At 73.3% G+C, this 13,493-nt stretch carries 7 protein-coding genes and 1 tRNA gene; 7 read left to right on the plus strand and 1 reads right to left on the minus strand.

The window, feature by feature from the left end; all coding sequences use genetic code 11:
- The first annotated feature begins 152 nt into the window (after positions 1–152).
- The 7 genes from topA (at position 153) to ACWD4U_RS07205 (ending at position 11,762) form a co-directional block, all read left to right on the plus strand.
- Positions 153–3,002 (plus strand): type I DNA topoisomerase, encoded by a 2,850-nt coding sequence (gene topA / locus ACWD4U_RS07175; RefSeq protein ID WP_363454611.1) that lies wholly within the window; start codon positions 153–155, stop codon positions 3,000–3,002.
- A 78-nt stretch (positions 3,003–3,080) separates the two neighbouring features.
- The gene (gene tmk / locus ACWD4U_RS07180) at positions 3,081–6,320 is read left to right on the plus strand and encodes a dTMP kinase (RefSeq protein ID WP_363454613.1); all 3,240 of its coding nucleotides are present in this window, start codon (positions 3,081–3,083) and stop codon (positions 6,318–6,320) included.
- A gap of 129 nt (positions 6,321–6,449) precedes the next feature.
- Positions 6,450–7,664 (plus strand): DNA polymerase III subunit delta', encoded by a 1,215-nt coding sequence (locus ACWD4U_RS07185; RefSeq protein WP_363454615.1) that lies wholly within the window; start codon positions 6,450–6,452, stop codon positions 7,662–7,664.
- A 206-nt stretch (positions 7,665–7,870) separates the two neighbouring features.
- On the plus strand, positions 7,871–9,001 hold the full coding sequence (locus ACWD4U_RS07190) for a hypothetical protein (RefSeq protein ID WP_363454617.1): 1,131 nt from the start codon (positions 7,871–7,873) through the stop codon (positions 8,999–9,001).
- Positions 9,002–9,180: 179 nt separating this feature from the next.
- A complete protein-coding gene (locus tag ACWD4U_RS07195) occupies positions 9,181–10,770 on the plus strand; it encodes an alpha/beta hydrolase (RefSeq protein ID WP_363454619.1) in 1,590 nt (529 codons plus the stop codon).
- Between the two features lie 141 nt (positions 10,771–10,911).
- On the plus strand, positions 10,912–11,565 hold the full coding sequence (gene leuE, locus ACWD4U_RS07200) for a leucine efflux protein LeuE (RefSeq protein ID WP_363454621.1): 654 nt from the start codon (positions 10,912–10,914) through the stop codon (positions 11,563–11,565).
- 123 nt (positions 11,566–11,688) lie between these two features.
- A tRNA-Thr gene (locus ACWD4U_RS07205) sits at positions 11,689–11,762 on the plus strand.
- Positions 11,763–12,048: 286 nt separating this feature from the next.
- Here the strand turns inward: ACWD4U_RS07205 and ACWD4U_RS07210 are convergent.
- On the minus strand, positions 12,049–13,458 hold the full coding sequence (locus tag ACWD4U_RS07210) for a tyrosine-type recombinase/integrase (protein WP_363454623.1): 1,410 nt from the start codon (positions 13,456–13,458) through the stop codon (positions 12,049–12,051).
- Between the last annotated feature and the right edge of the window lie 35 nt (positions 13,459–13,493).

A 13,493-nucleotide genomic window follows, 5' to 3' on the forward strand; every position in this document is an offset into this window, starting at 1 on the left:
GGCCTTGCCGGTGAAAAAGCGGTATCCGTCCGTTTGACAAGGGTGGCCAGGGTACGGTCACACTCCGCTGGTGGGGCCGTCGCGCTGCGGCAGCCCAAGGGCTTAGGTAAACGGCCAGAGCTCAGGTAAACGACCGGGAGAGAAGAGCGAAGGTGTCCCCGAGCAGCGAGACCGCCCACGGCAAGCGACTCGTCATCGTCGAGTCGCCGGCCAAGGCCAAGACGATCAAGGGCTACCTCGGGCCCGGCTACATCGTCGAGGCCAGCGTCGGTCACATCCGCGACCTGCCCGGCACGGCCGCCGAGGTCCCGGACGAGTACACCGGCGAGGTGCGCCGCCTCGGAGTCGACGTGGACCACGACTTCGCTCCCATCTACGTGGTCAACCCGGACAAGAAGTCCCAGGTCACGAAGCTGAAGTCGCTGCTCAAGGAGTCCGACGAGCTCTACCTCGCCACCGATGAGGACCGCGAGGGCGAGGCCATCGCGTGGCACCTGCAGGAAGTGCTGAAGCCCAAGGTGCCGGTGCACCGGATGGTCTTCCACGAGATCACCAAGGACGCGATCCAGGAGGCCGTGCGCAACCCGCGCGACCTCAACCAGCGCCTGGTCGACGCGCAGGAGACCCGCCGCATCCTGGACCGCCTCTACGGCTACGAGGTCTCCCCGGTGCTGTGGAAGAAGGTCATGCCGAAGCTTTCGGCGGGCCGCGTCCAGTCGGTGGCCACCCGCCTGGTGGTCGAGCGCGAGCGCGAGCGGATGGCCTTCACCTCCGCCTCGTACTGGGACCTGGTCGCCACCTTCGGCACCGGCCGCACGGCCGCCGACGCGGCGAGCCCGGAGACCTTCGGCGCCCGCCTGATCACCGTCGACGGCAAGCGCGTCGCCACCGGCCGCGACTTCGGCTCCGACGGGCAGCTCAAGAACGCCGCGAACACCCTGCAGCTCGACGAGCAGGCCGCCCGCACGCTCGCCGCCGCGCTGGAGCAGTCCGCGTTCAGCGTCCGCAGCGTCGAGTCCAAGCCGTACCGCCGCTCCCCGTACGCGCCGTTCCGCACCACCACGCTGCAGCAGGAGGCCAGCCGCAAGCTGGGCTTCGGTGCCAAGCGGACCATGCAGGTGGCGCAGAAGCTGTACGAGAACGGCTTCATCACCTACATGCGTACCGACTCCACCACGCTGTCGGACACCGCGATCAACGCCGCCCGCGCCCAGGTCACCCAGCTGTACGGGGCCGACTACCTGCCGGACGCGCCGCGCACCTACGCGTCCAAGGTGAAGAACGCGCAGGAGGCGCACGAGGCGATCCGCCCGTCCGGCGACCGGTTCCGCACGCCCGCCGAGACCAGCCTCTCCGGCGACGACTTCCGGCTGTACGAGCTGATCTGGATGCGCACCGTCGCCTCGCAGATGAAGGACGCGGTCGGTCAGTCCGTCACCGTCAAGGTCGGCGGGCGCTCCGCGGACGGCCGGGACGCCGAGTTCTCCGCCTCCGGCAAGATCATCACCTTCCACGGCTTCCTGAAGGCCTACGTGGAGGGCGCCGACGACCCCAACGCCGAGCTGGACGACCGCGAGCGCCGGCTGCCCCAGGTCACCGAGGGCGACCCGCTGGCGGCCGAGCGGATCACCCCCGAGGGCCACGCCACCAAGCCGCCGGCCCGCTACACCGAGGCGTCGCTGGTCAAGGAGCTGGAGGACCGGGAGATCGGCCGCCCGTCCACCTACGCCTCGATCATCGACACGATCATCAACCGGAAGTACGTCTTCAAGAAGGGCACCGCCCTGGTGCCGTCCTTCCTGTCCTTCGCCGTGGTCAACCTGCTGGAGAAGCACTTCGGCCGGCTCGTCGACTACGACTTCACGGCGCGGATGGAGGACGACCTCGACCGGATCGCGGCCGGCCAGGCCGAGTCCGTGCCGTGGCTGAAGCGCTTCTACTTCGGTGAGGGCGACGGCGCCGGTACCGCCGCCGAGGCCGGCAACGGCGACGGCGACCACCTCGGCGGACTGAAGGAGCTGGTCACCGACCTCGGCGCGATCGACGCCCGGGAGATCAGCTCCTTCCCGATCGGCGAGGGCCTGGTGCTCCGGGTCGGCCGCTACGGCCCGTACGTGGAGCGCCCCTCCACGGTCGAGGGCGAGCCCGGCCAGCGCGCCGACATCCCCGACGAGCTGCCGCCGGACGAGCTCACCGTCGACCTCGCCGAGGAACTGCTGGCCAAGCCCAGCGGCGAGCGCAGCCTCGGCACCGACCCGGTGAGCGGCAACCCGCTGGTCGCCAAGGACGGCCGGTACGGCCCGTACGTCACCGAGGTGCTGCCCGAGGGCACCCCGAAGACCGGCAAGAACGCCGTCAAGCCGCGCACCGCCTCGCTGTTCAAGACCATGGACCTGGACTCCGTCACGCTCGAGGACGCGCTGCGGCTGCTGTCGCTGCCCCGGGTGGTCGGCGCCGACGCCGAGGGCAACGAGATCACCGCGCAGAACGGCCGCTACGGCCCGTACCTCAAGCGCGGCACCGACTCCCGCTCGCTGACCAGCGAGGACCAGCTGCTCAGCATCACGCTGGAGGAGGCGCTGGCGATCTACGCCCAGCCCAAGCAGCGCGGGCGGGCCGCGGCCGCCGCGCCGCTCAAGGAACTCGGCAACGACCCGGTCAGCGAGAAGCCGGTGGTGGTCAAGGACGGCCGGTTCGGTCCCTACGTCACCGACGGGGAGACCAACGCGACGCTCCGCAAGGACGACGAGGTCGAGACCATCACCCCCGAGCGGGCCTTCGAGCTGCTCGCCGAGAAGCGGGCCCGCGGACCGGTGAAGAAGACCGCCAAGAAGGCCCCGGCGAAGAAGGCCCCCGCCAAGAAGGCCACCACCGCGACCAAGACGGCGGCGAAGAAGACCGCGGCCAAGAAGACCACGGCGGCCACCAAGAAGACCGCGGCGGCGAAGAAGACCACCGCCGCGAAGAAGACCACGGCCGCCAAGGGCTCCGAGGAGAGCTGACGGACACTCCGTAACGGGCCTGTTCGAATCCGGGCGGGCCCGTTAATCTCCGTGCCCGGCACTCGCTACGCTGACCGTATGACGTCCGAGGAGCTGCCCCCCACCGCACGCACCGCCGCACCCGGCCTCCCCGAGGTCGCTCCCGCCGGGACACCCGGCGAGCGGGCCCGTGCGCTGCTGAGGCTGCGGCCCTACCGGAAGCTGTGGACCACCCAGCTGCTCGGCGGGACCGCGGACCGGCTGGGCGTACTGCTGCTCGTCCCGCTGGTGGTGGTCGCCGCCGCGCTCGGCGAGCAGTTCGGGCACGGCTACCGGGCCCTCGCGCTCGCCGTCGCCGCGCTCTTCGCCGCCCGGCTGCTGGCCACCGGCCTGATCGGCGCGGCGCTGCTCGGCCCGGTGCACGCACTGGTCGGCGGCCGGATCGACCGGCGCTGGGCGCTGCTCGGCTCCGACCTGGCCCGGGCCGTGCTGATCGGCCTCGCCCCCTGGTGGGCGATCTGGGCGCCGGGCTCCGCCACCTGGGTGCTGCTCGGCACCGCGTTCCTGGCCGGTGCCGCCGAGCGGATCTGGACCATCGGCAAGGCCGCCGCCGTCCCCGCCCTGCTGGCCGTCCCCGAGCAGCCCGGACCGCCGTCCGCCGCCTCGCTGGACGCCGTCCGCACCCTCGACGCCCGCACCGGCTGGGCCGCGCTGCCGCTCGCCGCCACCGGGTTGGTCGCCTTCACCCTGCTCAGCAACGTGCTCGCCGCGCTCGGCCTGGACTGGCTGCGCGACCACCAGGTCACCTGCGCCGCGCTCGGCGCGGCCGCACTGTTCGTCACCAACGCCGCGCTGCTGTACCTCCAGGAGCTGCCCGCCGGGGCCGACACCCGGCCGCGCTCCCCGCTGCAGGGCCTGCGCGCGCCCACCGACGCGACCCCCGGACCGTCCCTGAAGAAGGGCCGCACCGGCTCCGCCCCGTACTTCACCTTCTCGATCGCCGCCGCGTACGCCACGATGGCCGGCGTCGCCTCACTCGGCCTGCTCACCGCCGTCGAGCACCGCGCCGGGCCGATCGGCTACGGCCTGCTGGTACTGGCCGCCGCCGGCTCGCCCGCGCTCGGCATCCGGCTCAGCCGGGCCACCCTCCCGGGCCTGTCCCGCCGCCGGCTGCTCGCGCTCGGCCTGGTCACCGAGGGCGTGGCGCTGATCCTCGCCGGCCTGGTGCTGGACTTCGTCCTGGTGCTGCTGCTCACCGTGCTGGCCGGCCTCGCCGCCGGCGTGGTGATCGCCACCGGCCGCGGCCTGCTCGCCCAGGAGATCGAGGAGATCCGCCTCGGCAAGGTCACCGAGCACCTGTACGCGGTGCTGCGCACCGTGGTCGGCGCCTCGCTGGTCGCCATGCCGCTGCTGGCCGCCGCCTACGGCGAGGTCGCCTTCGGCCAGGAGCGCACCGGCAGCTTCACCTTCATCCACGGAGGGGCCGCGCTGGCCGTCTCCACCGCCGGACTGCTCACCCTGGTGCTCGCCGCCGTCGTCCTGCTGAAGACCGACGACCAGCGCGGCGTGGTCCCGTTCGGCCGGGAGCTGGCCCAGGCGGTCCGCGGCAACGCCGAGATCGCGCCGCACCGGGCGGCCGGCCAGGGCTACTTCATCGCCCTGGAGGGCGGCGACGGCGCCGGCAAGTCCACCCAGGCGCAGGCCCTCGCGGAGTGGATCCGCGCCAAGGGCCACGAGGTGGTGCTCACCCGCGAGCCCGGCGGCAGCCCGATCGGGCAGCGGCTGCGCGCGCTGGTGCTGGACGTCGGCAACACCGGCCTGTCGCACCGTGCCGAGGCGCTGATCTACGCCGCCGACCGCGCCGAGCACGTCGAGAACGTGATCCGGCCCGCGCTGGAGCGCGGCGCCGTGGTCATCACCGACCGGTACATGGACTCCTCGATCGCCTACCAGGGCGCCGGCCGGGACCTCGCCGCCACCGAGGTCGCGCGGATCTCCCGCTGGGCGACCGGCGGGCTGGTGCCGGACCTGACCGTCGTGCTGGACGTCGACCCGGACGCCGCGCGGGATCGTTTCACCGAGGCCCTGGACCGGCTGGAGTCCGAGCCCACCGAGTTCCACCAGCGGGTCCGGTCCGGCTTCCTGGCGCTCGCCGCCGCCGACCCCGCCCGGTACCTGGTGGTCGACGGCTCGCAGGCCGCCGCCGCCGTCACCACCTCGATCCGCCACCGCCTCGACCGCGAGCTGCCGCTCTCCGACCACGAGAAGGCCGCCAAGACCGAGCAGGAGCGGGTGGCCCGCGAGGCTGCCGCCCGCCGCGCCGCCGAGGCGGAGGCCGCGAAGAAGGCCGCCGAGGAGGCCGAGCGCAAGCGGGTCGCCCTGCTGGAGGACCTGCGGCGCGAGCAGGCCGAGAAGGACCGGCTGGCCGCGGAGGAAGCCGCCCGGGTCGCCGAGGAGGCGCGGCTGCGGGCCGAGGCCGACGCCCGGCGCGCCGCGGAGGCGGAGGCCGCGAAGAAGGCTGCCGAGGAGGCCGAGCGCCGGGCCGCGGACGAGAAGCGCCGGGCTGCCGAGGCTGAGGCCGCACGGCTGGCCGCCGCGGAGGAGGCCGCACGGGCCGAGTTCCAGCGGCAGCGGGAGCTGCAGCGCGAGGAGCAGCGGCGCCGCGCCGAGGAGGCGCTGCAGCGCGCGGAGACGGCGCGGCTGGCTGCGGAGGCTGCTGCGGTGGGTGCTGCAACCGGTGCTGCGGCCGAGTCCGGTGACGCGGTGACGGCGGAGCTGCCGCAGGTGGCGGCGGGCGGCGGTGCGGGCGACAAGGCCGACGGCGAGGTGACCCGGGAGATTCCGGAGGCCGAGCGGAAGGCCGCGGTCGAGGCGGCGAAGCGGGCTGACGCCTCGCCGGCTGACGGTGCGTCGGCTGACGGTGCGTCGGGCGGGTCGACGGCGGTGCTGCCCGTGGTGCCTGCGGTGCCGGCGGCCGACGAGACGGCCGTGCTTCCTGCGGTGCCGGGGACGGAGGAGACCGCGGTGCTGCCTGCGGTGCCGGCCGCCGACGAGACTGCGGTCCTGCCCAAGGCGGAGCCGAAGGCATCGCCGAAGCCCGAGGACGGCGCGGCGGACCGGGTGCCGCCGGGGCTGTTCCGCGACGAGGACGACTCGACCCGTACCCGGGAGCTGCGACCGCGTCCGGACTGGGCGGAGGAGACCCCGATGGACGACCTGCCGAGCCTGACCGACTCGCTGCTCGGCTCGCGCGAGGAGTGGGCCCGCTGGGAGGTCGACGCGCCGGAGCCGGAGCAGGACGAGCAGCCGCGCCGTGGGTGGCGCCGCCGCAAGGACTGACGTCCGAGGCTCAGCGGTGGAGTGCTTGGCGACGGGGGCCTTCCGGGGCCCCCGTTCCCGTTGTCCGGGCGGCCGTGTCCGTCGGCGGCGTTAGGCTCGGTGCCGGTGGACGGCGAGTAGGAGCGCGGCGTGAGTGTGTGGGACGACCTGGTCGGGCAGGACCGGGTGGTCGAGCAGCTGGAGGCCGCTGCTCGGGCCGCACGGGCGACGGTGTCGGCCGGGCGCGGCCAGGTGGCGGGGATCCCGGGTGGGAACGCCTCGCTGATGACGCACGCCTGGCTGTTCACCGGCCCGCCCGGGGCGGGGCAGGTGACGGCGGCGCGGGCGTTCGCGGCGGCGCTGCAGTGCACCAGCCCGGACCTGGAGCTGGGCGGCACGCCGGGCTGCGGGTTCTGCGACGGCTGCCACACCGTGCTGTCCGGGAGCCACGCCGACGTGAAGCAGGTGCGGACCGACGGCCTGTCGATCGGCGTCGGTGACATGCGCGCCCTGGTGCTACGGGCCGCCAGCTACCCGACCGGCGGTCGTTGGTCGGTGATCCTGATCGACGCCGCGCACCGGCTGACCGAAGCCGCGGCGAACGCGCTGCTGAAGGGCGTCGAGGAGCCCTCGCCGCGGACGGTGTGGCTGCTGTGCGCGCCGTCCGTGCAGGACGTCCTGCCGACCATCCGGTCACGCTGCCGACTGCTGGTGCTGCGGACGCCCGAGGCGGAGGCGGTGGCGGACATGCTGGTCCGCCGGGACGGCGTGGAGCCCGGGACGGCCCGGCTGGCCGCGCTGGCCGCGCAGGGCGACATCGACCGCTCGCGCCGCCTGGCGGTGGACGAGCAGGCCAGGTCGCGGCGGTCGGAGGTGCTGCGGATCCCGCTGGAGGTCGCCGACCTGGGCGGCTGCCTGGCCGCCGCGCAGCGGCTGGTGGACACCGCGAAGGCGGACGCCGAGGCGCTCGCCGAGACGCAGGACGCCAAGGAGACCGACGACCTGCGGGCCGCGTACGGCGCCGCCGAGGGCAGCCGGGCGCCGCGCGGGATGGCCGGTGCGGTGAAGGAGCTGGAGAAGCGTCAGAAGAGCCGGGCCACCCGGACCCGCCGCGAGACCCTGAACGTGGCCCTCGGCGACCTGCTCGGCTTCTACCGCGACGTGCTCGCCCTGCAGTTCGGCGCGGGCGGCGCCCTGGCCAACGAGGACCAGCGCCCCGCGCTGCAACGGGTCGCCGAGGACGGCCGCCCGGAGAACACGCTGCGCCGGATCGAGGCGGTGCTGGCCTGCCGGGAGGCGCTGGACCGCAACGTCGACCCGCTGCTCGCGGTGGAGGCGATGACGGTGGCGCTGCGCGCGGGCTAGCGGTGCGGGGGGCTTGGTCTGTGTGCGGGGCGTGCTGGGCCGGTCGCTGACGGGTCGTCGGCTGATGCCGCGTCAGGTCGCTCGTTCGAGTGAACGTCGGGAGTCGCCCGTACCGCCCGGGGGCCTCGGGGCGTGACGTCTTGCACCCTGTGCACTGACCACGCCGTTGCGTCCGGCAGCCGGTCCTTTCCCGAGGTGGTGCGCCCATGCCCCGTCCGCTCCTCGTTCTGTTGTTGCTGGTGGCCGCGGTGACGGGCGGGTGGCTGGCCCGGTCGGCGATGGTGCGGTGGCGGGACCTGCGGGCCGCGCAGCGGTACGAGCTGGCGGCGGAGGTCCGGCCGGTGCTGGTGCGGGCGGGCGCGGCGGCGCTGTGCCTGATGGGCGTGAGCGCGCTGGCGGTGGCGGTGCTGCTGGGCCGCCCGTCCGTGGGCGGGGCGCTGCGCGATGCGGCGGCCACCGTCGGTGCGGAGGAACAGCCGGTGGCGGGCAGCGTGGACCGGGCCATGGAGGTGTCCGGCGGGCCGTCGCCCGGGACCTCGGCACCTTCCGCGTCCGCGTCCCCGTCCGTGGCTGTTTCGGTGACGGCGTTCGGGGTGGTCGGGCAGGTGGCCGGCGGGGAGCTTCGGCAGGGGACGGTGGCCGGTCCGGACGGGCGGCCGCGGACGGTGCGGGTGTGGCTGCCGGCCCAGTACCAGCAGGACACGGCGGCGCGGTTCCCGGTGATCGTGCTGCACTCCGGTACGGCCGGGCGGACCGCCGACGCCGATCTGCCGGACGTCTTCGACGGGGTGGCGTCCGCGGTGAAGCTCGGCAAGGCGCGGCCGTTCGTGGTGGTCGCCCCCGAGGCGCCAAGCGGTACCGGCCACCCGTGCGACCTGGTGGCCGCCGCGCCGCAGGCGGTCGCCGATGACGCGGCGCTGCGGACGGCGGTCGGCGCGGCGTTCCGCACCCTGCCGGCCGGTCCGGGCGGCTGGAGCGTGCTCGGCGTGGACGGAGGCGCCCCGTGCGCGGCCGCCGCCGGGCTGGCCCGCCCCGACCTGTACGGCGCCGCCGCCGCGGTCTCCGGCCGGTACGACGCCGCCGCGCTCACCGCGGCCGCGGCCGAGGCCCCGGAGTCGGCGACCGCGAAGCTGCTGCTGGCCGCGGCGAAGAACGACGCCGACGGGCTGGCCGCCGCGCACAAGCTGCAGACGGCTCTGCGCGGCGGCACCGGTCGGGCGGCGAAGGCCGAGGTGAGGATCTCCGACATCGTGCAGGACTACACGGCGGACCGGGAGCGGCTGCGGCTGGTCCGGGTCGCGGTGCAGTACCTGGCGGAGGGGCTGGCCAAGCAGTGACGGGTCCGCGGGGGTTGTCGGGGTCCGGGCGATGGGGGTAGCGCCGGGCGGGTCAATTCCGGTCGGATGATCGGCCAGGCGGGGGTGGGCGGCCGGGTCGGGTACCGGGTGGCGGCGGGGCGGGCCGCTAGGCTCGGGGTTCCGGCGTCGAGTCGGAGTCAAGGGGAGAGGACCCATCCATGCGAGCTGCCCGGTCCCGTCGGGTCGCGTCGGCTGCCGTGTTGTCCGCTGCCGTGCTGCTGTCCGGCTGCACCTCGGGCTCCGCGGTGTCGCCGACGGGTGTGTCGAGTGACGGCCTGCCGGGTGGGGCGGTCGCGCCGGCGGCCGGGGCCACGCCGCTGGAGCCGCTGCCCGCGGAGATCCCGGCCGGCCTCGCCCCTTACTACGCGCAGCAGTTGAGCTGGCAGTCGTGCAACGGCGACTTCGAGTGCACCACCTTCAAGGTGCCGCTGGACTACGCGCACCCCGGTGACGGCCACGACCTGACGCTGGCCGCGATCCGCCGGCCCGCCACCGACCCGGCGCATCGCCTGGGGTCGCTGCTGCTCAACCCGGGCGGGCCGGGCGGTTCGGCGGTCGACTACGTGCGCGCGGTCGCGCCGGGCTACGACGCCGGGGTGCGCTCCACCTACGACCTGGTGGGCTTCGATCCGCGCGGGGCTGGCCAGTCCGCGCCGGTGACCTGTTTGAGCGGCGACCGGATGGACGCGTACACCGCCACCGACATCACTCCTGACAACCAGTCGGAGATCGACACGCTGGTCGCCGCCGACAAGGAGTTCGCGGCGGCCTGCGCGCAGAAGTCCGGCGACGTGCTCGGCCACGTCTCCACCGTGGAGGCGGCCCGCGACATGGACGTGCTGCGGGCGCTGGTCGGCGACCAGAAGCTCAGCTACGTCGGCAAGTCGTACGGCACCTTCCTCGGCTCCACGTACGCGGGCCTGTTCCCCAGCCGGGTGGGCAAGATGGTGCTCGACGGAGCGGTCGACCCGTCCCTCGACTCCCGGGCCGGGAACCGTACCCAGGCGGGTGGTTTCGAGACGGCCTGGGCGGCGTTCGCGAAGGACTGCGCCAAGCGCGAGGACTGCCCGCTCGGCCACAGCGAACAGGAGGTCGGCGACCGACTCAACGCCCTGTTCACGAAGATCGACGCCCAGCCGCTGCCCGCCGAGTCGGGCCGCAAGCTCACCGAGGCGCTGGCCACCACCGGCGTGATCCAGGCGATGTACACCGAGGCGCTCTGGCCCACCCTGCGCGACGCGCTCACCGCCGCCGAGGCCGGCGACGGCGGGGCCCTGCTCGACCTGTCCGACCAGTACTACGAGCGCAGCGCGGAGGGCCGCTACCCCAACCTGATGTTCGCCAACATGGCCGTGAACTGCCTCGACCTGCCCGCTCCGTTCGCCGACCCGACCGCGGTGCAGACCGCCGTGCCCGACTTCCAGCAGGCGTCCGGGCACTTCGGCCGCGACATGGCCTGGATGGCCCTCGGCTGTGCCTACTGGCCGGTCAAGGCCACCGGCGCCCCGCACACCATCCGCGCCGCGGGCGCCGCCCCGATCGTCGTGGTCGGCACCACCCGCGACCCCGCCACCCCGTACGCCTGGGCCAAGTCCCTGGCCGGGCAGCTCGAGTCGGGGCGCCTGCTCACCTACGACGGCGACGGCCACACCGCCTACGGCCGGCGCAACACCTGCATCGACACCGCGGTCAACCGCTACCTGCTCGGCGGCGAGGCCCCGACCACCGGGACGATCTGCTCCTCCTGAGCGGGCCTCCTCCGGTGGCTGTTCATCCTGGCAGGCCTCGGCCGGTGGCTGTTCCTCGGGCTGTCAGGAGTGTTAACGGGTGACGGGGCTGGCGGATAGCATGGCGCAGCCCCTCCCCGTTTCTGAGCCCTGGAGCCCGCCGTGCTCGGAGTCCACGACCTGACCACGTACGTCATCGGCGCGCTGGTCATCGTCCTGCTGCCCGGACCCAACTCGCTGTACGTGCTGTCCGTCGCCGCCCGCAAGGGCATACGCACCGGCTACCGCGCCGCGTGCGGCGTCTTCCTCGGCGACCTCACCCTGATCAGCCTCACCTCGATCGGCGCGGCCTCCCTGCTGCGGGCCAACCCGGCGGTGTTCGCCGTCGTGAAGTTCGGCGGTGCGGGCTACCTGCTGTGGATCGGCTTCGGCATGCTGCGGGCCGCCCGGCAGTTGTGGCGCGAGCGGCACGTGATCTCCGACTCCGCGACGGAGGAGGACGCCGCCACCGACGCCGAGCGGCCGTTCCGCCGGGCCCTGGTGGTCAGCCTGCTCAACCCGAAGGCGATCCTCTTCCTGCTCTCCTTCTTCACCCAGTTCGTCGACACCGGCTACGGCGCCCCCGCCCTGTCCTTCATCCTCCTCGGCGGCATCCTCCAGACCTTCTCCTTCCTCTACCTCTCCCTGGTGATCTTCACCGGCACCAACCTCGCCAACGCCTTCCGCCGCCGCAAGCGCCTCTCCGCCGGCCTCACCAGCAGCGTCGCCCTCGTCTTCGCCGGCTTCGCCGCCAAGCTCGCCGTCTCCTCCGCCTGATCCACCCGTGATCCACCCGCCGACCCGCCGGTACGGATCACCCCCCGAAACTGTGTAGACTGGCCCGCGTTGCCGATGCGACCCTTGACCCCACCAGGCCAGGGCAAACGTCCGGGCAGCGGTGCCGCCTTAGCTCAGTTGGCCAGAGCAACGCACTCGTAATGCGTAGGTCATGGGTTCGAATCCCATAGGCGGCTCATCGAGGCCCAGGTCAGATACTCTCTGACCTGGGCTTTTTCGTGTACATGATCAATTGTGTGGTCTAGACCATGGCGCGTACATGCCAGGAAATTGCCCGAAAATTGCCCGGAGCTCCAGAGTGCCGTCAAGGCGGACTCGGCGGGGCCTCGGCCGCCGAGCCTCGCGGCATCCATCGCACCCCCGCTGCTCGGTGACGGAGCGTGAAATTTTGCACCGATGCAGCCTCCTGGAACGACAGCGCCCGCCAGGAAGAATCTCCTGGCGGGCGCTGTCGGTGGAGGGTCAGGCGACGACGATGCCGGGCCGAGGGTAGACCGCCTTGCGGCGGGGGACGAGCTTCACGACGGCCTCGGCCGCCTCCCGCGCGATGTCGTCCAGGACGGTCTGGTAGATGTCGCGGGTGATGGCCGTGTCGCTGTGGCCGAGCATCTCCGAGACGACCTTGGGGTCGATGCCCGCCACCAGAGCGAGCGTGGCGGCCAGGTGCCGAAGGTCGTGCAGCCGGACCGGCGGGAGGCCGGCCTCCTCCACCAGGCGGCCGAAGAGGTCGCTGACCTTGCCCGGGTGGAGCCAGGTGCCGTCCTCCTCCACGAACATGCGGCCCGTGTCGGCCCATCCGGGGCCGAAGCGGAGCCGCTCCGCCTTCTGCAGCGCCCGGTGGTGTACCAGGACGCTGGTGGTGTCCAGGTCCAGGGCGACGATGCGAACACCGCTGGCGGTCTTCGGCTCGCCCTCCAAGACGCTCCAGCCCAGCTGCACGAGCTGGGTCTCCACCGACAGGGACCGGTTGTCCTCGTCGAAGTCGACCCAGCGGGCGCCGACGCCCTCGCCCCGGCGCGGGCCCCGGAAGCAGAACAGGTGCCACAGCGCATAGAGCCGGTGGTCGGAGACGTGGTCGAGGAACACGCCGGCCTGGTCCGGAGTCCAGACCATAACCGGGGACGGCCTCTTCCCGGTCCGCTCCCACTCGGCGATGCGGGCCGCCGTCCAGACCAGGGCCTTGGGCTTCGGCGCGGTCGTCAGCTCGACGTGCTGCGCGGGATTGAAGGTGATCAACTGCCGGGTGATCGCGGCGTTCAGCGCAACCCGCAGCGTGGCCTTGATGTGGTGCTGTGAGGACAGCCCCGTGACCCGGCGGAAGGGCGGCATGGCGGCGATGGCCTCGCGGGCGGTCCGGCGCGCCGCCCGGCCCTGGATCAGCTTGAGGTCCGCGAGGGCCTGCCGCCGCTGAGCGTTCTGCTCCAGGATCTCCGCGTTGGTCGCGTCGATTCCCTCGAACATCTCGTCGAGGTGCTCAATGGTCAGCTGGTCCAGTCGCTTGTCGCCGATGCGCGGCTTGAGGTGGCAGCGGATATCAACGTCATAGCGCGTCGATCCCGTAGGCCGGAGCTTCTTCTTGCCCTTGAGCCAGAAATCCAGCCACTCGCCGACCGTGATGCGGCTGGTCAGCTTGACCTTTGCCCGCAGCAGCCGGGCAGTGTTCTCCGGGGTCGGGAGCGGCGAGCGCTCCTTCTGGCACAGCATGATCAGGTCGCTGACGCGGGTCAGCGCATCGGGATCGTCCTCGTCCGCCAGGGCGAGGAGCGCCCGGACCCGGTCCAGCTCCTTCTGCGCCTCCTTCGACGTCTCGAAGCCGGTGCGGCGGAACTGTCGGCGCTTGCCCTCGGCGTCCGGGGCGACCTCCTGGCGCACGGACCACTTGCCGTGCGTGGGAGCCCTGAGCTTGG

This window comes from Kitasatospora sp. NPDC002522 (assembly GCF_053595195.1).

Coding starts and splice junctions, on each gene's coding strand:
- ACWD4U_RS07190 (WP_363454617.1), top strand. CDS start 7,871: ATGCCCCGTCCGCTCCTCGTTCTGTTGTTGCTGGTGGCCGCGGTGACG.
- ACWD4U_RS07195 (WP_363454619.1), top strand. CDS start 9,181: ATGCGAGCTGCCCGGTCCCGTCGGGTCGCGTCGGCTGCCGTGTTGTCC.
- tmk (WP_363454613.1), top strand. CDS start 3,081: ATGACGTCCGAGGAGCTGCCCCCCACCGCACGCACCGCCGCACCCGGC.